The organism is Nonomuraea sp. NPDC050383, assembly GCF_044459125.1.
Classification (GTDB): domain Bacteria; phylum Actinomycetota; class Actinomycetes; order Streptosporangiales; family Streptosporangiaceae; genus Nonomuraea.
In genome coordinates, this window is record NZ_JBITIP010000009.1 from 261,772 (window position 1) to 285,578 (window position 23,807).

Annotated in this window: 20 protein-coding genes; 8 read left to right on the top strand and 12 right to left on the bottom strand. The window is 72.8% G+C overall.

The genetic code is table 11. From position 1 onward, the window contains the following. Positions 1-36: 36 nt before the first annotated feature. The 4 genes from ACIBG4_RS23845 to ACIBG4_RS23860 all read right to left on the bottom strand — a co-directional run bounded on the left by ACIBG4_RS23845 (position 37) and on the right by ACIBG4_RS23860 (position 2,827). A complete protein-coding gene (locus tag ACIBG4_RS23845) occupies positions 37-426 on the bottom strand; it encodes a PepSY domain-containing protein (protein WP_397203652.1) in 390 nt (129 codons plus the stop codon). A gap of 113 nt (positions 427-539) precedes the next feature. Next, the gene (locus ACIBG4_RS23850) at positions 540-809 is read right to left on the bottom strand and encodes a hypothetical protein (protein WP_397203653.1); all 270 of its coding nucleotides are present in this window, start codon (positions 807-809) and stop codon (positions 540-542) included. Between the two features lie 105 nt (positions 810-914). Then, the gene (locus ACIBG4_RS23855; protein WP_397203654.1) at positions 915-2,153 is read right to left on the bottom strand and encodes a sensor histidine kinase; all 1,239 of its coding nucleotides are present in this window, start codon (positions 2,151-2,153) and stop codon (positions 915-917) included. Then, entirely contained in the window at positions 2,150-2,827 is a 678-nt protein-coding gene (locus ACIBG4_RS23860; protein ID WP_397203655.1) for a response regulator transcription factor, read from the bottom strand. Before ACIBG4_RS23860 ends, ACIBG4_RS23855 begins: the two co-directional genes overlap by 4 nt. A 92-nt stretch (positions 2,828-2,919) precedes the next feature. On the opposite strand from ACIBG4_RS23860, the gene ACIBG4_RS23865 reads away from it, so the two are divergent. After that, positions 2,920-3,378: a hypothetical protein gene (locus ACIBG4_RS23865; protein ID WP_397203656.1), complete on the top strand. Its 459-nt coding sequence runs from the start codon at positions 2,920-2,922 to the stop codon at positions 3,376-3,378. Between the two features lie 47 nt (positions 3,379-3,425). Here ACIBG4_RS23865 and ACIBG4_RS23870 read toward each other — a convergent pair whose 3' ends face one another. The 8 genes from ACIBG4_RS23870 to aceB form a co-directional block, all read right to left on the bottom strand. Further along, the gene (locus ACIBG4_RS23870) at positions 3,426-4,451 is read right to left on the bottom strand and encodes a M23 family metallopeptidase (protein WP_310710425.1); all 1,026 of its coding nucleotides are present in this window, start codon (positions 4,449-4,451) and stop codon (positions 3,426-3,428) included. A gap of 149 nt (positions 4,452-4,600) precedes the next feature. Further along, complete coding sequence (locus ACIBG4_RS23875; protein ID WP_397203657.1) at positions 4,601-6,526, bottom strand: hypothetical protein; 1,926 nt, start codon at positions 6,524-6,526, stop codon at positions 4,601-4,603. 93 nt (positions 6,527-6,619) lie between these two features. Continuing rightward, positions 6,620-6,832 carry a DUF2277 domain-containing protein gene (locus ACIBG4_RS23880; protein WP_397203658.1) on the bottom strand — a complete coding sequence of 71 codons (213 nt, stop codon included), beginning with the start codon at positions 6,830-6,832 and terminating at the stop codon, positions 6,620-6,622. 77 nt (positions 6,833-6,909) lie between these two features. Then, a complete protein-coding gene (locus ACIBG4_RS23885; RefSeq protein ID WP_310710543.1) occupies positions 6,910-7,656 on the bottom strand; it encodes an IclR family transcriptional regulator in 747 nt (248 codons plus the stop codon). Between the two features lie 40 nt (positions 7,657-7,696). Continuing rightward, positions 7,697-8,899: a (Fe-S)-binding protein gene (locus ACIBG4_RS23890; protein ID WP_397203659.1), complete on the bottom strand. Its 1,203-nt coding sequence runs from the start codon at positions 8,897-8,899 to the stop codon at positions 7,697-7,699. 1 nt (position 8,900) lies between these two features. Beyond that, positions 8,901-10,079 (bottom strand): FAD-binding oxidoreductase, encoded by a 1,179-nt coding sequence (locus ACIBG4_RS23895; RefSeq protein ID WP_397203660.1) that lies wholly within the window; start codon positions 10,077-10,079, stop codon positions 8,901-8,903. Next, positions 10,079-11,539, bottom strand: coding sequence for an FAD-linked oxidase C-terminal domain-containing protein (locus ACIBG4_RS23900; RefSeq protein ID WP_397203661.1), 1,461 nt, complete (start codon positions 11,537-11,539; stop codon positions 10,079-10,081). The genes ACIBG4_RS23895 and ACIBG4_RS23900 overlap by 1 nt, the downstream gene beginning before the upstream one ends. Positions 11,540-11,549: 10 nt before the next feature. Then, a complete protein-coding gene (aceB, locus tag ACIBG4_RS23905) occupies positions 11,550-13,127 on the bottom strand; it encodes a malate synthase A (RefSeq protein WP_310710419.1) in 1,578 nt (525 codons plus the stop codon). A gap of 153 nt (positions 13,128-13,280) precedes the next feature. On the opposite strand from aceB, the gene ACIBG4_RS23910 reads away from it, so the two are divergent. The 7 genes from ACIBG4_RS23910 (at position 13,281) to holA (ending at position 23,709) form a co-directional block, all read left to right on the top strand. After that, entirely contained in the window at positions 13,281-13,979 is a 699-nt protein-coding gene (locus tag ACIBG4_RS23910) for a DUF4097 family beta strand repeat-containing protein (RefSeq protein WP_355451088.1), read from the top strand. A gap of 110 nt (positions 13,980-14,089) precedes the next feature. Next, complete coding sequence (gene hflX / locus ACIBG4_RS23915) at positions 14,090-15,502, top strand: GTPase HflX (protein WP_397203662.1); 1,413 nt, start codon at positions 14,090-14,092, stop codon at positions 15,500-15,502. 414 nt (positions 15,503-15,916) lie between these two features. Next, positions 15,917-17,125, top strand: a complete 1,209-nt coding sequence (hutI, locus tag ACIBG4_RS23920) for an imidazolonepropionase (RefSeq protein ID WP_310710416.1) — start codon at positions 15,917-15,919, stop codon at positions 17,123-17,125. Between the two features lie 49 nt (positions 17,126-17,174). Further along, a complete protein-coding gene (locus ACIBG4_RS23925) occupies positions 17,175-17,987 on the top strand; it encodes a DegV family protein (RefSeq protein ID WP_397203663.1) in 813 nt (270 codons plus the stop codon). Positions 17,988-19,089: 1,102 nt separating this feature from the next. After that, positions 19,090-19,644: a helix-hairpin-helix domain-containing protein gene (locus ACIBG4_RS23930; RefSeq protein WP_397203664.1), complete on the top strand. Its 555-nt coding sequence runs from the start codon at positions 19,090-19,092 to the stop codon at positions 19,642-19,644. 70 nt (positions 19,645-19,714) lie between these two features. Beyond that, positions 19,715-22,501, top strand: a complete 2,787-nt coding sequence (locus ACIBG4_RS23935) for a ComEC/Rec2 family competence protein (RefSeq protein WP_397203665.1) — start codon at positions 19,715-19,717, stop codon at positions 22,499-22,501. 224 nt (positions 22,502-22,725) lie between these two features. Beyond that, positions 22,726-23,709 carry a DNA polymerase III subunit delta gene (holA, locus tag ACIBG4_RS23940; RefSeq protein ID WP_397203666.1) on the top strand — a complete coding sequence of 328 codons (984 nt, stop codon included), beginning with the start codon at positions 22,726-22,728 and terminating at the stop codon, positions 23,707-23,709. The last annotated feature ends 98 nt before the right edge of the window (positions 23,710-23,807 follow it).

Below are 23,807 nucleotides of genomic sequence, written 5' to 3' on the forward strand. Positions count from 1 at the left end.
CGTGGCGGGGCTCCGGTGCCGGAGCGGGAGCGTCCGTCAGTTGTCGTGGTCGTCGTGGTCGTCGTTCCGGCCGTGCCGGTCGTCCCGGCCGTCGTTGTCGTCCCGGTGGCCGTCGTCGGCCTTGTTGGACAGGACCTTGCCGGTGGTGGCGTCGATGTCCAGGTCGCTGCGCGTGTCGCCCTTGACCACGTCGACTTCCCAGACGTCCTTGCCGTCGTCGTCCCGGTCGAGCGACACCTCCTCGACCCAGCCGCCCGGCACCTCCTTGGCCGCGATCTTGAGCGCCTGCTCGGCGGGCACCTTGGGCGCGGAGGGGGCCGCGACGGAGACGGCCCGGTCCCGGGGCCCGTCCTCGGAGGTGGCGGCCGCCGCCAGCGCGTAGCTCCCGCCCGCGAGCGACAGGACGACCCCGGTACCAACGATCATGAATCTCTTCGTGAGCTGCATGTCCTCAGGTAAGCGCGGCGGGCGGTAAGCCGGCGCTAAGCCACGGTTATGTACTGGTTGGCGCCGTACGCGGTCGGGTCCCGGGCGAGCTCTCAGGCCGTTTCCTCCCCGGCGTCCGCCGGGGCGTGCAGCTCGGCCAGGTCCACGATCTCCTGGAGCTGGTCGAGCTGGTAGTAGCCGGTGCCGAGGGCGTGGCCGTGCCGGGTGACCCGGTACCACACCTCCCCCGGCCGGGCCGCGGGCTCGATCATGCGCGCGAACAGCCAGTGGACCGTGTCCACGCGCAGCTCGACGGGCTCCACCCGGAGCCCGTCCGGCCCGACGAGGTACGGCGTCATCTCCTCGGTGTACCGCGCGAGCACCCGATGACGCCAGCCGCGCTCGCCGGCCCGCCCGCCAGGGCCACGGTCGCGCCCCGGGACGCCCGCCAGGGCCCGCTCGCCGCTCGCCGCTCGACGGCGCCGGCCTCAACCGGTGCCGAGGACCACCTCGACCACCGCGCCGCCATCCGGGCCGCGCGAGACCCCGAGGGAGCCGCCCGACGACTCCGCCGTACGGCGGGCGATGTCGAGCCCGAGCCCGGTCGAGCCGCCTCCGCTGTCGCCCCGCCTGAGCAGCGCCGGTTCGAACCCCGGCCCGTGGTCGGCCACCACCAGCACGACCCCCTCCGGGCGCGGCCCGAGCCGCACGGACAGCGCCGCGCCATCGGGCGTGTGGGCGAAGACGTTGCCCAGCAGCGCGTCCACGCACGCCGCCAGGTCCTGCGCGCCCACCGCCACCGGCAGGGCCGTCCCGGGCACGGAGACCTCGACCTCACGCCCCTGGTCCTCGGCCAGCACCGACCAGAACCGCACCCGCTCGCGCACCACCGCCGCCGCGTCGCACGTCTCCCGCCCGGCTGAGCGGCGGTGCGCCCCGGTGATGATCGCGCTCACCGCCCGCTCCAGCGCGTCCACGCGTGCCCCCAGCCGGGCCGCCTCCTCGGGGTCGCGCAGCGACTCGGCGTCCAGCCGCAGCGCAGTCAGCGGTGTGCGCAGCCGGTGTGACAGGTCCGCCACCGACTCGCGCTCGGCCGTGAGCAGGTCGCCGATCCGCCCGGCCAGGTGGTTGAGCGCGAGCGCCACCGACCGTACCTCCGGCGGCCCGCCGGGCTCGGCCCGCGCCTCCAGGTCGCCGCCCGCCAGCCGGTGCGAGACCCGGGCCAGCCCGTCGACCGGCCGCGTCACCGCGAGCGCGAGCCGGTCGGCCAGCAGGATGCCGAGCACCACCAGCGCCAGCCCGAGGCCCGCCAGCGCGCCCCACGCCTCACGCACCCCGCGCGTCAGCTCGTCCTCGCTCACGAACACCCGGGTCACGACCGTGCCCTGCGGCGACTGGGCCGCGGCCAGCACCTCCCTGCCGCCCGGCGCCTCGGCCGTCACGCTGCGGCCCGTCGCCGCCAGCCGTACCGCCTCGGAGCGCGGGGCGGGGGCGCCTAGGGTGCGCCCGCCCGGCAGGAAGACCGTGACCGGCAGCTCCACGCGCTCCACCGCCAGCGGCAGGTCGTCGGTGCCGGCCGCGACGCCGACCGAGGCCGCCGCGCCCGTGGCGCGGCTCATCGCGCCGTTCTCGGCCACGGCGCGGATGAGCAGCGCCATCGGCACCAGCAGTGCGATGAGCACCACCGACGTGGTGGCCGCCACCAGCAGCGCGAGCCAGCGCCTCACGACGGACCGACCAGCTTCACCCCGACCCCGCGCACCGTGTGCAGGTAGCGGGGCTCGGAGGCGGTCTCGCCGAGCTTCCTGCGCAGCCACGACAGGTGGACGTCCACGGTCTTGTCGGCGCCGCCGTACGGGAGCTGCCACACCTCCGTCAGGAGCTGCCGCTTGGTCACCACCTCGCCCGCCCGGGCGGCGAGGTGGTGCAGCACGTCGAACTCGCGCGGCGTCAGGTCCAGCGGCGCGCCGTCGAGTGTGGCGGTGCGCCCCCGCGGGTCCACGCTGAGACCGCCGACGCGCAGCGCGGCGGGCGCGGGCTCGCCGGCGCGCCGCAGCACGGCCCTGACCCGCGCGTCGAGCTGCGCCGCGCTGAACGGCTTGACCACATAGTCGTCGGCGCCCGCGTCGAGCACCGGCACCATCTCGGCGTCGCCGTCGCGGGCGGTCGCCACGATGACCGGCACCCGGCTCACCGCGCGCAGCATGCGCAGCAGCTCCACGCCGTCGAGGTCGGGCAGCCCGAGGTCGAGGACCACCAGGTCGGGCCGGTCATCGACGGCGAGCCGCAGGCCCTCGAACGCGGTGGGGGAGGAGGAGACGGCGTGGCCCAGGTCGCGCAGCCCGCGGCTGAGCGCGGTCCGGATCGCCCCGTCGTCCTCGATGAGCAGGATGTCAGCCATATGAGGAAACCGTAGACGGTGTGGGCGGGTGGTCCGGGTCTCTTATCCTCGCGTTAACGGCGGCTTAGCGATGGATGGGGGAAGCTGGGGCGGTGAAGAGGTACGTCGTGGCGTGGGCCGCCACCGCGGCCGCCGCGACCGGCGCCGCCGTGGCGGTGCTCGGCCTGCTGGGCGGCTCCCTGACGGCCGGTTCCGGGCGGGTGCTCGACCGGGACGACGTACGCGCCGCGCTGGCCTCTGCGGCGGCGCGCCCCCGCCCCACGGGCACCCCCGCGACCCCGACCGGCGCCCCCGCGCCCTCGCCGGGCACCGCCGCTCCGGCGGGGGGCGGCCGGCTCCTCCAGACGGCCGGCGGCACAGTCATCGCCTCCTGCGAGGGCGACCGGGTACGGCTGCGCTCCTGGAGCCCGGCGCAGGGCTTCTCCGTGGACGGCGTCGAGCCCGGCCCCGCGCTCCGCGCCAAGGTCGAGTTCGAACCGGAGGAGGGCGAGGAGGTCGAGGTGGTGATCGTCTGCTCCGGCGGCCGGCCCGTGGGCCTGCCGAAGCGGTAGTGACCGCGGATCGGCCGCCCGCCCTGGGAGCGGGCGGCCGTCGGAGATCAGCCGCAGTGTTCGAAGGGGCTGTTGTAGGTGGCCGTTCCGGCCTTGCCGCCCCACTTGACGCACTTGCCGGCCGCGCTGGCGCGCACCGGGCCCGCGTAGTAGGTGAAGCTGCCGCTGTCGGTGGCGCGGGTCTTGCCCTGCACCTCCAGGTAGGCGCTGGCGGCGGTCTTCGTGCCGAGCGAGGTCTTCTTGATCGTCGCCACGCAGTTCGACTTGCTGCTGCTGTTGTACGTCAGGTAGACGGTTCCGGCCGTGCCGAGCGCGGCCGAGTCGATCACCTTGTAGCCGCTGCCGCACACGGACGCCGCGGTGTGCGGGTTGCCGGGGGTGCTGCCGCCTCCGCCGCAGTTCTTGGAGGTCAGCGTCTGGTTCGGGTAGCCGAAGGTGACCCCGTTGAAGACGGCCTTGCGGATGTTGGAGGGGTAGGACGTGCCGTTGCGGATCTCGAAGTGCAGGTGCGGGCTGATGTTGTTGCCCGGCTTGCTGGTCTTGCCGAGGGTCCCGATCTTCTGGCCCTGGGAGACCCGGGCGCCCGCGGAGACGGCACGCGAGTTCAGGTGCGCGTAGAAGGACGTGTATCCGCCCCCGTGGTCGATCTTGACGAGGTTGCCGTAGCCGTTGGTCGAGCCCTGGTGGGCCGAGATGACCACGGTGCCCGCCGCCGCGGCCACGACGGTGTCACCGAGGTCGGCGTCCGCCGTGCTGCCCCGGTTCCAGTCGATCTCATACGACCTGTGGGCGCTGCTGTTGCTGGAGTTGCCGGTCCACGACTGGCCGCAGGGGAAGGGCATCTGGAAGTTCGGCGCCGCCAGGGTCGAGGCGAGCGGGACGTTCACCTCGTTCGCCGGGTCGCCGCCCTCGCCCTCGTCCTCCGCGGGGGACGTCGTCGTGGGAGTGGCGCTGGGAGTGGGCGTGGCGACCGCCGTCTTCGGCGCGAAGGTCGTGCTGGCCGACGCGGCCTGGCCCGATGCAAGGCCGACTAACAGGGCGAAGCCCAGCGTGAGCATCCCTCTAGATCTCATGCGAATTCCTTCCACGGGTGCCGGGGACGAGTCCCAGGTGGCACCCGAGCTCTGTTGGCTCTGTCGAAACGCGCTTGCTGAAGATCTAGATTGCGAGTCGCGTGTACAGAGAACATCCAGAAATCCGCATAAGGCCCGGCGCGGCGAGGTCAGGACTCCACGCCGAGCGCCGCCTTCGTCAGCTCGGCCTGCCGCCTGATCCGGCCTAACACGACCGGGTTGACGCCCTTCTCCTCGAAGATCGTCACCATCCGGTCCATCACGGCGCCGGCCCGGTCCAGGTCACCTTGCCGCGCCTCGGCCCTGGCCAGCCGCCGCATCACCATGTTGAGCGTGATGTTGTCGATGAGCCCGCCGGACGCGGCCGCGCGGGCCACCGCCGACAGCTGCCGCACGCCCTGCTCCGGGTCCGGGGGCCGCACCCGCAGCCGCTTGCCCGCCGTGATCGTCTTGAACTCCCGCTCGGCGTTGAGCCCCTTGACCATCCGGGCGTACACGGTCAGGGGGTGCGTGCCGTACCGGTCGATCAGCTCGTCCAGCGCCTCGTTGCCGGCGCGCAGCGCCGGCGAGTCGGAGCCGAGCAGCGAGAACAGCTTGCCCTGCTCCTCGCCGAGCATCAGCTCGGCGACCCGGTGGTCGTCGGCGCCGGCCGGGTAGCGCACCCGCACCAGGCAGGGGCCGGAGACGATGCGCGAGCCGTCGGCGCCGATGTACTGTCCGCGCACCCGGTACTCACCCGGCTGCTGGAAGTAGTGCCCGTCACGGCCGTGCCCGATGTAGGCGCTGCGGTACAGGGCCGGGCTGCCCGCGTCGAGCCGTACCTCGGTGGAGTGGTCCACGCAGTGGCGCATCATCGGCCGGTACAGGAGGGTGCGGCCGCTCGGCTGCGTGACGCAGATCTGCGTGAACTCCGTGTCGGGATGCAGGTGGCCGTGGGTGGTGCGCGGCTCGCCCGTGACGGACAGCTTCAGCTCCACCACCACCGGCTCGCCGAAGCCGAACCCCTCCTTGGCCCGCAGCTCCAGCCGCAGCCCGGACAGGTCCTCCACCGGCTGCTCGAACGGCGCGATCTCGGCCGCTCCGGTGCCGAAGGCGTTGGCGCCCATGGCCACGTCCCGGTAGAAGCCGTGGCGCAGGTGCACCAGCTCGGCGTCGGTGAACTGGAACGGGAAGGCCGCCCAGTAGCCGGCCTCGCCGCCGGGGCGGTAGTTCTGGACGTAGTTCATCCAGGACAGGTCGCCGAAGCCGCCGTCGGGGCCGAGCGGCTGCGGCGGGTTGCCCAGGTTCTTCTGCCAGGAGTGCAGCAGGTTGAACGCGTGCCCGAGCTCGTGGACGTACGTGCGCAGCTGCGCCCGCTGGGCCTGCGGCGTGTCGCCCCTGATCGCGTCGTAGAAGACGGCGGAGCCCTGCCGCTGGTGGGCGTCGTTGTAGTCGAACATGATGCCCCGGTAGCCGCCCACGTGCCGGCCGGCCACCAGCAGCCACACCCGCCAGGCCACCGTGTCGGCGAACTGGCTGAACTGCTGCGTCATCGCGTGGTGCAGCTCGGCGTCGTCCCAGGCCAGGTCGGCGCCGGCGCCGTCGGCGGGGATGACGCCCGGCTCGGCCACGGTCAGCCCGATGCCGGCCTCGGCGTAGGCGGCGGCCACGCTCAGCTCGCGCGGCGCGCAGCCGGCCGGGGCGGGCAGGGCCGCGGTGTGGTAGCCGGCGAACGGCACCGTCCCGGCGACCGAGTCCACCTCCAGCAGCACCTGCCGGAAGTGCGCGGAGGCGAACGCCACGGGGTAGACCCGGCCGGCGACCTCGGCCGTGCCGGAGCCGCCGGTGAGCGTGACCGTCACGTCCCTGGCGGGCGTGTCGAACGTGAACGCGCCCCGCCCGGCGATGCGCGCCTCGTCGCCCTCCGCGCGCACCGTGGGGGAGTGCACCACGAACGAGCCGGCGTACGTGGTGGTCGAGCCGGCCACGGAGAACAGGTCCCCGCTCACCCGGCCGGTGGGCCGCGCCCCGTCCACGTCGATCCGGAGCTCCAGTCGCGATCCGCCGTCCTGACCCTGGTACAGCCCGCTGATCATGGCAGCTCCCTGGCGCGCGATGGGGGTACACCGGGGACACTTCTCCCGGCGGGGGCCGCTGTCAACGACCTCCGCGCGACTCGCCGGGACGGGTCAGCGGGTCCCGCGGACCGTCAGCGCGCCCAGCAGCTCCTCCGAGGCCCGGGTGATCTCCTCCACGGCACGCTCGAACGCCTCCGCGTTGTGCGGGGCGGGCGACCGGAACCCGGAGATCTTGCGGACGTACTGGAGCGCCGCGGCCCGCACGTCGTCCTCGGTGACGTCATCGGTGTACGGCGGGCGCAGCGTCTTGATGCTTCGGCACATGCCTCAACCGTATTGAAGCGATACCCCGGAGGAAACCCGGAGAGCGCGACCGGCGCAGCACGACAGCCGGTGCGCTGTCACCTGCCCGTCGTGACCGGGGCCAGTTCGGTCCCGAAGGCGCGCGCGATGGTCCGCAGGCCCTCGGCCAGCTCCTCCCGGTCCACCGCGTCGATCCGCTCGGCCGGCCCGGACACCGACATCGCGGCCACCACGCGCTCGCCGTCGCTCACGGGCACGGCCAGGCAGTGCACGCCCAGCTCCTCCTCGCCCAGGTCCATCGCGTAGCCGGCCGCCCGGACCCGCTCCAGCTCGGCCAGCATGGCGGCGGCCTCGGTGATGGTGTTCGGCGTGCGGCGCGGCATGCCGGTGCGCTCCAGCAGCGTCACCGCCTCCTCCGCGCCGCGTCCCGCCAGCAGCACCTTGCCCACGGCCGTGCTGTGCGGCAGCACCCTCCTGCCCACCTCGGCGAACATCCGCAGCCGCCGCGGCGACGGCACCTGCGCCACGTACACGACGAAGTCGCCCTCCAGCACGGCCAGGTTCGCCGTCTCGCCGGACAGCTCCACCATCCGCGCGAGGTGGGGCCGCGCCCACTCGCCCACCATGCCCTCGGCCACCCCGCCGAGCCGTACCAGCCCCGCGCCGAGCGCGTAGCGGCGGTCGGACTCCTGGCGCACGTAGCCGCGCGCCAGCAGCGTGCGCAGCAGCCGGTGGATGGTCCCGTACGGCAGCCCGGTCTTCGCGGCGATCTCCGACAGACCGGCCGCGCCGCCGTGCTCGGCCAGCGTCTCCAGCACGTCCAGCGCCCGATCGATCGACTGCACGCTCACGCGCCCGCCCCCTCGTTCCCCGTCTCGTCCCGGATCACAGGGACACCCCGCGCAGCGAGGCGTCCAGCACCTCGGCCGTGTGCGCCACCCGGATCGTGGCACCGGCCCGGCGCATGGCCGCGGCGATCTGCATCGTGCAGCCGGGGTTGGCCGACACCAGCAGCTCCGCGCCGGTCGAGGCGACCCCCTTGGCCTTGCGGTCGCCGAGGTCGCGGGCGGCCTCGGGCTGGAAGATGTTGTACGTGCCGGCCGAGCCGCAGCAGATGGCAGACTCGGGCACCTCACGCAGCTCCAGCCCCGGGATGCCGGCCAGCAGAGCCCGCGGCTGGACCCGTACGCCCTGCGCGTGGGCCAGGTGGCAGGCGTCGTGGTAGGCCGCGACGACCGGCAGCGGATGCCGGGGCGCCACCGGCCCCAGCTCGGCCAGGAACTCCGACAGGTCGCGCACCCGGAAGGGCGGCTCCGTGCCGAGCAGCTCGCCGTACTCCTTCATCGACGAGCCGCATCCGGCCGCGTTGACCACCACCGTGTCCACGCCGGCCCGTTCGAAAACGCGGACCGTGCGGCGGGCCAGCCGCCTGGCCTGGTCGTCGCGGCCGGAGTGGACGCTGAGCGCGCCGCAGCAGCCCTGGCCCGCCGGGACGACCACGTCGCAGCCCTCCAGCGCCAGCACCCGCGCGGTGGCCGCGTTCACCTGCGGGAAGAACTCCCGCTGCACACAGCCGGTGAGCATGCCCACGACGGCCCGGCGCGGCCCCCTGGCGCGGACCAGGCGCGGCAGGCGCTGCCGCCGCTCCACGTGGGGCGTGAGCGCGGCCATCGCCCCCAGGCCGGGATGCACCCGCTCCAGGAACGGCGCCAGCCGCCGCGTCAGCCCCGTCAGCGGCCTGGTCAGCCCGAGCCGCCGCGGGTAGGGGAACAGACTGAACACCAGGCCGCGCACGGCCCGCTCACGCGGCTCCCGGACGTGGACGCGCTCCACCTCGGCGCGCGTCTGCTCGATCAGCCGGTCGTAGCGCACCCCGGACGGGCAGGCGGTGACGCAGGCCATGCAGCCCAGGCACGCGTCGAAGTGCCCGGCCATCTCGGGCGTCACAGGGGTGCCCTCGACGTGCTGGCTCATCAGGTGGATGCGGCCGCGCGGGGAGTCCATCTCCTCGCCCCACAGCACGTACGTGGGGCACGTGGGCAGGCAGAACCCGCAGTGCACGCAGTCGTCGATCAGCTCCGGGTCCATGTCAGATCCCTCCCGCGAACCGTCCCGGAGACAGCCTCCGCCCGGGGTCGAACTGGTCCTTGACCCGCCGCATCAGCGGCAGCGCGGCGACCGGGCCCCACCGGTCCACGCCCTCGTACGGCGAGGCGAGCACGACGACGGCGTGCGCCCGCTCCCGCAGCGCGGCCACGGCGGCGGCCATCCGCTCCCCGGTGACGTCTCCGGCCGGGGCCAGACGCAGGCGCCCGGACACCGGCGAGCCGCGCAGCCACAGCCCGTGCTCGCCCGCCGCCTCCAGCACCCCGTCGAGCGCGGCCGGCACGAAGCGGGCCTCCAGCAGCACGTCGTCGTGCGGCGGCGGCGCGCCCCACCACGAAGGCGATCGCTCCGTCACCTCGCCGGCCCCCACCGCCTCGCGCAGCGCCCTGGTCCGCGGCTCGGCCGCCGTGCCCTCCACCAGCGCGGCCAGCGTCACCGGGGCCGCCCCGCCGGGCCGGTCGAGCTCCACCGCGACCGGCTCCGCCTGGGAGGCCGCCAGCAGCGCGGCCGTCTCGCGCGGGCGCTCCACCCCGTCCACCACCAGCCAGCGCCGGTCGGGGGGCAGCGGGTGCAGCCGGAACGTGGCCTCGGCGATCACGCCCAGCGTGCCGTACGAGCCGGTGAACAGCTTGCCCAGGTCGTAGCCCGCGACGTTCTTGACGACCTTGCCGCCCGAGCGGGCCACGGTGCCGTCGGCCAGCACGACCGTGACGCCGATGAGCAGGTCGCGCGGCGTCCCGTACCGGAAGGCCCGCGGCCCGTACGCCGCGGTGGCCAGCGTGCCGCCCACGGTGGCGTCCGGAGGCGCGTCCAGCGCCAGCTCCTGCCCCTCGGCCGCGAGCACGCCGGCCAGGGCGCCCATCGTCACCCCGGCCTGGGCGCGCACGACCAGGTCGCCCGCCGCGTGCTCCAGCACCTCGTTCAGGCAGCACAGGTCGAGCAGCACGTCGCAGCGCTCGGGCGGCGCACCCCAGTGCAGCTTCGTGCCGCCGCCCACCGGCGTGAGCGCGAGATCCTCCTCGGCGCAGGCCCGCAGCACGGCCGAGACCTCCCCGACCGTCTCCGGCAGCACCACCCAGCGCGGCCTCACCCCGGCCACCGCGTCGCCGGCCACGGCGTCCCTGACCGTCACGCCGGTCTTCTCCAGCAGCTCGCGCGACATCAGAATTGCTCCGCCTCCCCGGACTCGACCAGCGGATGGACGCCCTTGCGCACGCCCGGCACCTCGCCGCACAGCCGCGGCGTCGGGAACACCTTGCCCGGGTTGGACAGGCCCCTCGGGTCGAAGGCGCACCGAACGAGCTGCATGGTGTCGAGGTCGTCGCCGGAGAACATCTTCGGCATGTAGCGGGCCTTGTCCACCCCCACGCCGTGCTCGCCGGTGATCGACCCGCCGTGCTCGATGCACAGGTCGAGGATCGCCCCGGACACCACCTCGGCCCGCTCGCCCGCGCCCGGCTCGGCGTCGTCGAACAGCACGAGCGGATGCAGATTGCCGTCGCCGGCGTGGAAGACGTTGGCCACCCTGATGCGGTGCTCCGCCGACAGCCGGTCGATGGCGGCCAGCACGCGCGGCAGCGAGGTGCGCGGCACCACGCCGTCCTGCACGATGTAGGCGGGGCTGATGCGCCCCACCGCCGCGAACGCCGACCTGCGGCCCTTCCAGATCGCCGCCCGCTCGGCCGGATCGGCCGCCACGCGCGTCTCGAACGCGCCCGAGCACAGCTCCCGCAGCCGGGCGAACTGCGCCGCCACCTCGTCCTCGGGCCCGTCGAGCTCCACGATCAGCACCGCTCCGGCGCCGCGCGGGTAGGAGCAGGCCACGGCCGCCTCGGCGGCCTCGATGGACAGCGCGTCCATCATCTCGATCGCCGCCGGCACGATGCCCGCGCCGATGATCGCGGACACGGCCCGGCCGCCCTCCTCGATGGTCCGGAACGCCGCCAGCACCGTGGTCACCGCCTCGGGGGCGCGGCTCAGCCGTACCGTGACCTTGGTGGCGACGCCCAGCGTGCCCTCCGAGCCGACGAACGCGCCCAGCAGGTCGTAGCCGGGGTCCATGCGGTCGAGCCGGACCAGGTCGCCGTCGGGGGTGACGATCTCGCACGCCTCGACGTGGTTGACGGTGAAGCCGTACTTCAGGCAGTGGGCGCCGCCGGAGTTCTCCGCCACGTTGCCGCCGATGGAGCAGACCTGCTGGCTGGACGGGTCGGGGGCGTAGTAGTAGCCCCGGTCGCGCACGGCCTCGGTGATGGCGAGGTTCGTGACGCCCGGCTCCACCACGGCCCGCCGGTTCGGCAGGTCGATCTCCAGGACGCGGCGCATCTTCGAGGTGACGATGAGCACGCCGTCCTCGCGCGGCAGCGCGCCGCCCGACAGCCCGGTGCCGGAGCCCCGGGCCACGAACGGCACGCCGTGCTCGTCGCACAGCCGCACCACCAGCGCCACCTGCTCGGCGGTCTCCGGCAGCGCGACCACGCCCGGGACGGCCCGGTGGTAGGTCAGGCCGTCGCACTCGTACGTGCGTAGCCGTACCGGATCGGTGATCACCGAGTCGGCGGGCAGGGCCGAGCGCAGGGCGACCGTCAGGGGAGCGATGGCGGGGGACGGGCTCGGTGTCATACGGCTCCTTCTACGGCATGCGCGCGTACGCGGGAAGCGTGAGGAACTCGGCGAACTCGTCGTCCAGGGCGACCTCCTTGAACAGCGCCGTGGCCTGAGCGTACAGCTCCTCGTCGTGGCCGGGCTCGGCGGAGATGCGCTCCAGCTCCTCGCCGATGATGCGCTCGACCAGCTCCTTGGTCACCTGCGCACCCGTGTCGGCGAGCGTGATGTCGTTGTGGATCCACTGCCAGATCTGCGAGCGGGAGATCTCGGCGGTGGCCGCGTCCTCCATGAGGTTGTGGATCGCCACCGCGCCCAGCCCGCCCATCCAGGCGGCCAGGTAGCGCAGCGCCACGTCCACGTTGTTGCGCAGGCCCGCCTCGGTGATGTCGCCGGGCGTCTTCGCCACCGACAGCAGGTCGGCGGCCGAGACACTGACGTCCTCACGCTTCCTGTCGATCTGGTGGGGCCGCTCGCCGAGGACCCCGTCGAACACCTCGCGGCAGACCGGCACCAGGTCCGGGTGCGCCACCCACGAGCCGTCGAAGCCGTCGCCCGACTCGCGCGTCTTGTCGGCGCGGACCTTCTCCAGCGCCACCGCGTTGACCTCGGGGTCGCGGCGCGACGGGATGAACGCCGCCATGCCGCCGATCGCGTGCGCCCCCCGCTTGTGGCAGGTGCGCACCAGCAGCTCGGTGTACGCGCGCATGAACGGCGCCGTCATCGTGACCGCGTTGCGCTCGGGCAGCAGAAACTCCCGGCCCCGGGTGCGGAACTTCTTGATGACGCTGAACAGGTAGTCCCAGCGGCCCGCGTTCAGTCCCGCCGAGTGCTCGCGCAGCTCGTACAGGATCTCCTCCATCTCGAACGCCGCCGGGTACGTCTCGATGAGCACGGTCGCCCGGATCGTCCCCTGGGGGATGCCGAGCAGCTCCTGCGCGTGGACGAACACGTCGTTCCAGAGCCGCGCCTCCAGGTGCGACTCCATCTTGGGCAGGTAGAAGTACGGGCCCTTGCCCTTGTCGAGCTGCCGCTGCGCGCAGTGGAAGAAGTAGAGGCCGAAGTCGAACAGCGACGCCGAGACGGGCCGGCCGTCCACCTTGGCGTGCTTCTCGTCCAGGTGCCAGCCGCGCGGGCGCACGACGATGGTGGCCAGCTCGGCGTCCGGCCCGAGCGCGTACGTCTTGCCGCCGGACTCGAAGTCGATGGTCCGGTCGAGCGCGTCGCGCAGGTTGAGCTGGCCGCCGACGCAGTTGGCCCAGAGCGGGGAATTGGCGTCCTCGAAGTCGGCCAGCCAGACCTTGGCTCCGGAGTTGAGCGCGTTGATGGTCATCTTGCGGTCGACCGGGCCGGTGATCTCGACCCTGCGGTCCTCCAGGCCCGGAGCCGGCGGGGCGACGCTCCACTCCTCCTCCCTGACCGTCCTCGTCCCGGGCAGGAAGTCGAGGGTGCCGCCGGCCGACAGCTCCTCCTGCTTGGCCTGCCGGGCCTCCAGCAGCTCCAGCCGCCGGGGGCCGAACTCCTTCTGGAGCGCCGCCACGAAGCCGAGCGCCTCCGGCGTGAGGATCTCGTCGAACCGGTCGAGGATCGGGCCGTTGATCTCCATATCGCTCCTTTTCCATATTGCGGAAATCGTGTTCTGGATTATGGAAGCGAAGCTACTTCATGCCCGCTCCAGGGTCAAAGGTGGGGGTACCCCCGGGGGCGCTTAGGGGGCATCCCCGATGCCGCGAGCCCCGCCGCGGGGGAGGATCCAGGCATGAAGAAGATCGTGATCGCGGGCGGACTGCTCGCCTCGGTGGCGCTGCTGACGGGCTGCGGGCTCCAGAGCCTGGCCGGCCCCACCAATCAGGACACCGTCGACTACCAGGTCACGGACAAGGTGGCCCGCCTCCAGGTGAAGAGCGGGGCGGGCGACGTCGCGGTCACCGAGTACGACGGGGCCGCCGTACGCGTCACCGAGACCATCCAGTGGCGCGACAACAGGCCCAAGACGGAGCACAAGGTCGAGGGCGACACGCTGATGCTCAGCTACACCTGCGACAACGCGCTCAAGAGCTGGGGCGACTGCGACGTCAACTACAAGGTCGAAGTCCCGAAGGGCCTCGCCGTCACCGTGAAGAACGGCTCCGGCGACATCACGCTCCGCTCGCTCACCGGGCCGATGGAGGTCTCGACCGGCTCGGGTGACGTGGACGGCACCGGTCTCGGCGTCAAGTCCACCATCGCCGAGGCGGGCTCGGGCAACATCGAGCTCAAGTACGTGACGGCGCCCGACAGCCTGCAGGCCGACGCCGGCTCGGGTGACATCGGGCTGCGCATCCCCGACGGCTCGTACGCCGTGACCACCAAGGTCGGCTCGGGAGACGAGAACATCACCGTCAAGGACGACGACGCCTCGCCGCACAAGCTCACGCTGCAGGCCGGGTCGGGCGACATCACGGTGTCCCCCTCGTAGCGCAGGTCACCCCTGTTGCCCCGATAACAAGGTGCTCGCGACGGGGATGTCGTGCCACCATCGGGGAAGACACCACGGTGTCCAGACGTTGCCTATTAGAGATGACACGAATGCACGAATACTCCGCGCTCGACGAGTTCGAGACCGGCGAGATGGACCTAGAGGAGCGCCAGGCGCTGCGCCGCGTGGCCGGCCTCTCCACCGAGCTCCAGGATGTCTCCGAGGTCGAATACCGGCAGCTGCGGCTCGAGCGGGTCGTCCTCGTCGGCGTCTGGACCTCAGGCACGGCGGAGGACGCCGACAACTCCCTGCTGGAGCTCAAGCTCCTGGCCGAGACGGCCGGATCGGAGGTCCTGGAGGGCCTCGTCCAGCGCCGCCAGAAGCCCGACCCCGCCACCTACATCGGCTCCGGCAAGGCGCTGGAGCTGCGTGACGTCGTCGAGGCGACCGGCGCCGACACCGTGATCTGCGACGGCGAGCTGACCCCCGGCCAGCTCCGCCAGCTCGAGGAGACGGTCAAGGTGAAGGTCATCGACCGCACCGCGCTGATCCTCGACATCTTCGCCCAGCACGCCAAGAGCCGCGAGGGCAAGGCCCAGGTCGAGCTGGCCCAGCTGCAGTACCTGCTGCCACGCCTGCGCGGCTGGGGCGGCAACCTGTCGCGCCAGGTCGGCGGTCGCGCCGCGGGCGGCGTCGGCATCGGCGGCCGCGGCCCCGGTGAGACGAAGATCGAGCTGGACCGCCGACGCATCCGCGAGCGGATGTCCAAGCTGCGCCGCCAGATCAGCGGCATGTCCACCTCGCGCGAGACCATGCGCCAGCGGCGCGCCAAGCGCGAGGTCCCGGCGGTCGCGATCGCCGGCTACACCAACGCCGGAAAGTCCTCCCTGCTCAACCGCATCACCGGCGCGGGCGTGCTGGTGGAGGACGCGCTGTTCGCCACGCTCGACCCGACCGTGCGCCGGGCGCGCACGCCGGAAGGCAGGCTGTTCACGATCGCCGACACCGTCGGCTTCGTGCGGCACCTGCCGCACCAGCTCGTCGAGGCGTTCCGCTCCACGCTGGAGGAGGTCGCCGACGCCGACCTGATCCTGCACGTGGTCGACGGCTCGCACCCCGACCCCGAGGGCCAGCTCGCGGCCGTCCGCGAGGTCTTCGCCGACATCGAGGGCGCCTCCGACGTGCCCGAGATCGTGGTGATCAACAAGGCCGACGCCGCGGACCCCGACGTGCTCGACCGGATCATCCGGCGCGAGCGCGACAACATCGTGGTCTCCGCGCGCACCGGCGCCGGGATCCCCGAGCTGATGGAGCTGGTCGAGCGCCGGCTGCCCCGGCTCGACCACGAGGTCACCCTCCTCGTCCCGTACGAGCGGGGAGACCTGATCTCGCGGGCCCACAAGGAGGGCGAGGTGCTCTCGCTGGACCACGTCGAGGACGGCACCGTGCTCCACGCGCGCGTGCTGGCCGGCCTTTACCAGGAGCTGGAGCGGGTGGGCAAGCCCATCGAGCGCGTCTCCTAGTCTGACGGGCAGGGCAGCTCTGTCGAAATAGCGCGCAGAGCTGCCCAAAAGCGGCAGTGGCCGTGGAACCCTCGGATTGCTAGGATATGCCGAGCCTTACCACACTAATGTCGCGGGTTTCAGATGACGGCTGATGCGATTCATGGTGCCTGCGGGGGTCCGAGGGAACGATCGGGGCTGGGTGAACGCTGGGATGATTGGGCTTTCTTCCGAATAACCCTGTACAGCGAGCCAGCCTGTGAAATAACGTAACTGAACTGAAATCGCCGGATCATGAGTCCGGCGATCCGGTCACCGCCCAGCCAAGCGGATGAGAAGCAGGAGACCCCCCATGTCGTCCCTACCCGGAGCCGACTCAGTGGGCTCGGCCCGAGCCGTGCGCTGGGTGACGCGCTCGTGCGGGGTGGTGATGCGGTGACCGTTCGGCTGCTGACCAACATCGGCCGCCTGTGGACCGGCAACGAGGTCCTCAGCAACGCGGCCATTCTCGTGCACAACGACCGGATCGCCTGGGTGGGGCGGGCTCCCGACCTGCCGCAGAGCGTCCCCGGAGTCGTCGACGACATCGTCGACGTCGACCATGTCGAGAACCTCGGCGGCGCCCTGGTCACGCCCGGCCTCATCGACGCGCACACGCATCCCGTCTACGCCGGCAACCGCTACGCCGAGCTCGCCATCCGCACCAGCGGCTCGACCTCCTCCGCCATCACCGCCGCGGGCGGCGGCGTGGGCTCCACCGTCACCGTGACCCGCGGCACCGACCCGTGGACCCTGTGCAACGGCGTGCGCGAGCGTCTTCGCGGCTGGCTGCTCAGCGGCACCACGACCGTCGAGGCCAAGACCGGCTACCACCTCACGCGCGACGGCGAGCTGGCCGACGTGCGGCTCCTGCGCGAGCTGGAGAAGGAGCCGATGATGCCGCGGGTGCACGTCACGTTCCTCGCGGGTCATGTCGTGCCGCCCGAGTACTTCGGCCGCCAGCGCGAGTACGTCGAGGCCGTGGGCGCCTGGTGCGCCGACGCCGCGGCTGCGGGCGCCGACAGCGTCGACGTCTACTGCGACGAGGGCCACTTCACCACCGAGGAGTCCCGCTGGGTGCTCGCCTCGGGCCGCAACGTCGGCCTGCTGCCGCGCGTCCACGCCGGTCTGTTCAGCCGCCGCGGCGCCGTTCAGCTCGCCGCCGAGCTCGGCTGCGCCTCCGCCGACGGACTCCACCACATGTCCGATGAGGACATCGCGATCATGTCCCGGTACGGCGTGCCGGCCGTGGTCTGCCCGGCCACGGCGCTCCAGCGGGGCAAGCTCCCGCCGGTGCGCCAGATGATCAAGCACGGTGTGCAGATCGCGCTCGGCAGCGACCACAACCCCGGCTACTGCGGCATCACCTCGATGTCCCTGGTCATCGCGATGGCGGTCTCGGCGTTCGGGATGAGCGTCAACGACGCGCTGCGGGCGGCCACGCTGGGCGGCGCCACCGTCCTCGGCGCTCCCGACCGCGGCGTGCTCGCGCCGGGCCGGCTGGCCGACATCGTGCAGTGGGACGCCGACCACGAGGGCGCCTTCGCCTGGTCCTTCGGCCTCAAGCCGCGCCGGGTGTGGCGCGGCGGCACCCCCGTCCAGTAACCCGTCCAGGGCAGGGTTGAAATCCGCCCTAACTGGCTAGTCTCCTGATATGTCACCCTCCGTCGCGGTCGTCACCGACTCCACCGCCTACCTTCCCGCGCTGCCGGGAGTCTCGGTGGTACCCGTACAGGTGCTGTCGGGCGGCGTCTCGTGCGACGAGGACGCGTTCACCGGAGACCTGCACGCGGCGACCACCTCCCGTCCGGCTCCCGCCCGGTTCGCGGAGTGCTACGCCTCCCTGGCCGCCGCAGGCGCCACCGGAGCGGTGTCGATCCACCTGTCCGGTGACCTGTCCGGCACGGTGGAGTCGGCCCGGCTCGCCGCCAAGGAGGCGCCTGTCCCGGTCGAGGTGATCGACAGCGGCTCCATCGCCATGGGCCTCGGCTTCCCGGTCATGGCCGCGGCCGACGCCGCCGCCCGCGGGGCGGGGCTGGAGGAGGTGGCCCAGGTGGCGCTGCGGTGCGCCTCCCGTACCCGTACGTTCTTCTACGCCGACACGCTCGACTCCCTGCGCCGCGGCGGGCGCGTGGGCACGGCGGCGTCGCTGGTCGGCTCGGCGCTGGCCATCAAGCCGCTGCTGCACCTGGTGGACGGGCGGGTGCTGCTGCTGGAGAAGGTCCGCACCGCCACGCGCGCCATCGCCCGCCTGGAGGACCTGGCGGTCGCGGCGGCCGGCCAGGGACCGGCGCGGGTGGCGGTCCAGCACCTCGCCGCCGGCGACCGGGCCAGGGCCCTGGTGGAACGCCTGCCCAAACGGTTGCCGGGGCTGACGGACTTACGGCTGGTCGAGGTGGGGGCGGTCGTCGGGGTCCACGTGGGGCCGGGGATGCTGGGGCTCACGGTCAGCCCGGACACCGCCTGACGCCTGCCGTTCTGAAGCCTGCGGTTCTGACGGCCGCCGTCCTGACGCCTGACTTGCCCGAACGCTCATCGTCCTGACGCCTGACGCCTGACGCCCATCGTCCTGACGCCCGTCGTCCACAGCCTCGGCGCGCGCCGCCCCTCCATCCCCAGAACGCCGTTCGCCCCCTTCCGGCGCCCGGCGGGGCCGTACGTTCTGGGACGTGCGTTCCCAGGACCCGATCACCGAGCGGACCGTGGCCGAGGCCCGGCTGCGCTCCCTCACGCCTCCTGCCCGCCGCCACCCCCGCCCGATCACCGCCCTGCAGAACACCCCCGACCACCAGCCCCCAGCGTTTCCCCGAGTCACCGCCACCCTGCCTGCCGGGGACGCGCATCCCGTTTCCCCCAGGCCCCGTGACCCCGCCCCATCCAGCCCCGGAGCGGGCCACGGGAGACACCCTTACCCGCCCCTCGGCACCGGCGGCCCAGACCTTGGCGACGCCCCTCCCGGAGAGGCCCCCGCATTTGAGGGCCGCACACGAGACGCCCATGCCCATGAGGCCCGCGCACGTGACGCCGATGCCCAGGACGTCCACTCCCATGACGCCTACTCCCATGACGCCCATCGCGAAGACACCCGTTCCCATGGCACCCGCCCTCGCGACGTGCGTCCTGGTATCGCCCGCCCGCAGGACACCTACCTGCAGAGCGCCTACCCGACCCACTTGCAAGGTCTTCACGACCGAGACACCCACGCCCACCTCGTCGGTGAAGCGGGACTCTCCCATGACGCGGACCTTGCCGGCGACTCGGACTTTGCTCGTGCGGCGCCCCCTGCCCGTCCAGCGCGCCCTGCCCGTCACGCGGAGCTGGCCCGTGACGCGGAGCTAGCCCGTGACGCGGAGCTTGCCCGTGCAGCAGTCCCTGCCCGTGAACCGAACATCCTCGCCCGTGAAAGCAACGCCGACCCCATGGCGGACCTCACCCCAGGGACGGTTCGAACCCCGCTGGCCCCAACCTTGCCCCCCTCCTTCCAAGCATTCCGCGCCGCCGTCTCCACCAAGGCGCCCGCCCTGGACCCAGGCCGCCCAGGCCTACGCGTACTCCTGACCCTGGCCGTCATGGCAGCACTGGCCGCCGGCATCTTCCTCTGGCGCTCGGAGCCGACCCCCGAGCCGCTCCCTGTTGCGTCCCCCGTCGCGTCCCCGCCCGCCCATCCACCCCGTCCGGCGGCCCCATCGGCAGCCACCCCCACTGCCGAGATCACCATTCACATCACCGGCAAGGTACGTAAGCCCGGCATTTACACCCTCCCCATGGGCGCACGCGTGGCCGACGCGGTGAAGGCCGCCGGGGGAGTGCGCCGACCCGAGGCCGCCGCATCGGTCAACCTGGCGAGGCGCCTGGCCGACGGCGAACAGATCACCGTAGGCGCCGCCGGTCCTGGCAACGCCCCCGGCCCGCCCCTGACCGACCCGGCCACCACGGTGCTCGACCTCAACACGGCCACCCCCGACCAACTGGACCAACTGCCCGGCGTCGGCGAAGTCCTGGCAGCACGCATCGCCGACTTCCGCACCGCCCACGGCGGCTTCACCAACGTGGAGCAACTCCAGGAAATACCAGGCATCGGCGCCAAAAAGTATGAAGAAATCAAGGACAAGGTCCGCGTCTGACATGCCCGCGACCCCTGAAGGCACGGGACTCGACTCCGCGGCATCGGACTCCCCGGCGCCCGGAGTCCAAATGATCGGCGGCCATACGTGGATCCTCACCTGCCCTGCCCTGGCCGTCTGGGCCGTCACCCTGGCCCTCCTGAGCAGCCCGCCCACAGCCGGCCTGACAGTGTCGGCGTTGTCGGTGCTGGGAGCCTTCGGCACAGCGGTGCTCGCGCACCGTCACCACCGCTGGCGGCCCTGGCGGAACGTGATCATCGCCGCCCTGGCCTGTACGGCCGCCGCCTCGGCGTCGGTCGCCACCCGCGTCCACGCCGTCACCACCGCTCCCGTCGCCGACCTCGCGAGGCACGGTGCGACGATCACCGCCGAGATCACTCTCGCCGACGACCCCAAAATCAAGCTCGGCCGTTTCCACCAAGAACAGGTCGTCGTCCACGCCACTCTCGACACCTACCGGACGCCCCACCTCCGCGAAGCCGTAAGCCTCCCCGTCCTCGTCCTCGCCCACGGGCCCGAATGGCGCCCTCTCCTCCCCAGCCAACGCGTTCAGGTTGTCGCACGGCTGGCCGAGCCAACCCCGGGCGAGCTGACCGCCGCCGTCCTCCTCGTCCGCGGAAGTCCCAAGGTGCTGACATCCCCGAGCCGCCTCCAAGCGATCGCGGGCACGCTGAGGGCCGGTCTGCGGACGGCCACCGATGTTCTCCCACCGGATCAGCGCGGCCTCCTGCCCGGGCTCGTGGTGGGCGATGTCTCCCGCATGGACCCCCAAGTCAGCGCGGACCTCAAGGAATCCGGCCTCAACCATCTCAATGCCGTGAGCGGCACCAACTTGTCCATCGTGGCGGGCGCGGCGCTCGCCCTCTCCCGCGTGGCCGGACTCCCACTCGCCCTGCGTGCCGGCCTCGCCGCCGTGGCGATGATCGGCTTCGCCGTGGTCGCCAGACCGTCCCCGAGCGTGCTGAGGGCGCTTCTCATGGGCCTGGTCGCCGCCATCGCCCTCGGCACCGGCCGCCCCAAGGACGGAATGGCCGCCCTCTCGGCAGCCGTACTCCTACTGATCCTCTTCTCGCCCGACCTGGCCATCTCGTACGGCTTCGCGCTCTCGGTCTGCGCGACGGCCGGCATCCTCCTCCTAGCCCCGCGCTGGCGCGACCGCCTGACCCACCACCCCCGAACCACCGCCGACACCCGACCAGCGGCCACCTCCCAAGCCGACACCCGACCAGCGGCCACCTCCCAAGCCGACACCCGACCAGCGGCCACCTCCCAAGCCGACACCCGACCAGCGGCCACCTCCCAAGCCGACACCCGACCAGCGGCCACCTCCCAAGCCGACACCCGACCAGCGGTCACCACCCCCTACACCGGCACGTCTCAATCCGACACGCGCCCGCCCCCCGCCCACACCCGTGATTCCGCCCCCGGCCCGTCAGGCGGGTCGTGCTCTGGCTTGTCAGGCGGCTCGTCGTCCGGCCTGTCAGGGGGCTCGTGCTCCGGCCTGTCAGGGGGACCGCCCTCCGGCCCGTCAGGGGGACCGCCCTCCGGCCCGTCGGGGGACCCGCCCTCCGGCCCGTCAGGGGAGGCGTCGTCCACGCGGAGAGGCCGGCTGCCCAGGTGGGTGGCCGAGGCCGTCGCCGTGCCCGCCGCCGCGCAGGTCGCCGTGACACCGATCCTCGTACTGATGGCCGGTCAGGTTTCCCTGGCCGCGATCCCCGCCAACCTGCTCGCCGGCCCGGCGGTGGCGCCCGCGACACTGCTCGGGTTCGCCGCCGCCCTGGTGGCGCCGTTCTGGCCGGAAGCGGCCCGGATCATTGTCATCCCCGCCGGCTACGCGGTGGGCTGGATCATCATGGTGGCCCGCTGGGCCGTGAACCTTCCACTAGCGACCCTGCCATGGCCCGGCGGCATCGCGGGTCTCGCGCTGCTGGCCCTGGCCGCCGTCGCAGTGACGCTCCTGGTCAGGCGCCGGTCCTGGAGGGCGGTGGCGCTGGCGGTGGCGGCCGGGGTCCTGGTCGCGGTGCTGGTCGTACGGCCGGTCGTCGCCCCCTGGCCGCCCAGGGCGTGGCTGATGGTGGTGTGCGACGTAGGCCAGGGCGACGGCCTGGTGCTCGCCGCAGGCCCCGGCCGAGGTGTCGTGGTCGACACCGGTCCCGATTCCGTCACCATGGACCGCTGCCTGCGACGCTTGGACATCACCGACGTCCCGCTCGTCATCCTCACCCACCCGCACGCCGACCACATCGACGGGCTGTCCGGCGTCCTGCGGGGCAGGCGCGTGGGCGCCGTCGTCGTCAGCCCGCAGCGCAGTCTCGACAACCAGGCGTCCCGCCTGACTGCGGACCTCGCCCGGCAACGCATCCCGCAGTGGACGGCGCCACCCGGCACCCACTGGCGGCTGGGCCCCTCCGAGCTGACCGTCCTGGCCCCCGAACCCACCCGCGCCCCGCCCAGCGGCCAAGGAGAGGGCAGCGCCGCGAACAACTCCAGCGTCGTGGTCCACGTACGCTGGCGAGCCGGGTCGGCGCTGCTGAGCGGCGACATCGAGACCGAAGCCCAGGACGCCCTGCTGCGCGGAGGCCTGTTGCCACCGGCCGACATCCTCAAGGTGCCGCACCACGGCTCGCCCAGGCAGGACCCCGCGTTCTTCGGCGCGGTGGGTGCCCGTGCCGCGCTGATCAGCGTGGGGGAGGGCAACGACTACGGTCATCCGGCGCAACCCACGCTGTCGCTCCTCCGGCGCCTGGGCGCGCGGGTCTACCGCACGGACCGCTCGGGCGACCTGGCCGTGGTGGAACGGGAGGGACGCCTGGCGATCGTGACCCGTGGTTCGCAAGGAGGTGATCGGCCTCCCTGATACCGCGACTTCGCGGCGCTCGTCCCCTTGCGCCGCGCGGGGGTGCGTGCGCGTGTCCATGTGGGTGTGTCTGGTCGCCGAGTTGGAGCGGCGGGGTTCGCCCGTGGACAGGCGCTTCCCGGGATGCACGTGTGGCGTCCGCCTGTCTGCGGAGCTTCCACGAGTGATCTGACCGGTGACCGCCAGGAGACTCCGCGAGTACCGGGTTGTCGGTGGAGCGTGGGATGCTGCTCGACATGGCGGGAAGCGATCCAGCACTCGTGACCTTGGTCGTCGGCGACGAGGAGTTGCTGGCCGAGCGGGCGGTCGGCGCCGTCGTGGCGGCGGTGCGGGCCGGTGACCCCGGAGCCGAGGTTCATGATCTCGTGGGGTCCAGGATGGGGAAGGGAGAGCTGCTCCAGCTCACCTCGCCGTCGCTCTTCGGTGACCGTTCCGTGGTGGTGATCAGCTCCGCGCAGGATCTGCCCAAGGAGGTCGCCGCCGAGGTCGTGGCGTACGCCTCGCAGCCGTCGGGCGACACCGTGCTCGTGCTGGCGCATCCGGGTGGGGCGAAGGGCAAGGCGCTCGTCGACGGGCTCAAGAAGGCCAGGGCGAGCGTCGTCACGGTGGTCAAGCCGACCAAGGCGGGGGAGCGGCTCGACTTCATCAGGACCGAGTTCAAGCGGGGGGGCCGTTCGATCGCGTCCGACGCCGCGCAGGCGCTGCTCGACGCCGTGGGCAACGACCTGCGCGAGCTGGCGGCCGCGTGCAACCAGCTCATGTTCGACACCGAGGAGAAGACGGTCACCGTCGCCGCCGTGGCCCGCTATCACAAGGGGCGGGCCGAGGTCACGGGGTTCAACGTCGCGGACTCGGCGGTGGAGGGGCGGCTCGCCGAGGCTCTGGAGCAGCTGCGCTGGGCACTCGGCACCGGGGTCGCGCCCGTGCTGCTGGTGAGCGCGCTGGCGGGCGGGCTGCGGTCGATCGCCAAGGTGGCCGGGGCTCCGCGCGACCTCCGGGGCGGCCAGCTGGCAAGCCACCTCGGCATGCCGCCCTGGAAGATCGAGCGCGTCAAACGGCAGGTCAACGGCTGGGGGCCGCAGGGGCTGTCGCGGGCCATCCAGGCCGTGGCCGAGGCGGACGAGCAGGTCAAGGGCGGCGGCGCCGACCCGGCGTACGCGCTGGAGCACGCGGTCCAGGTCATCGTGGCGAGCCGCACGGGCCGCTAGCTCGTGCCGTGACCGGTCATGTTCACCCCGGTGCGAATCGGGCATCAGCCTCGATCCTCGATGCGGCGGGAGAGCTCGGCTTGCCGGGTCACGAGGGC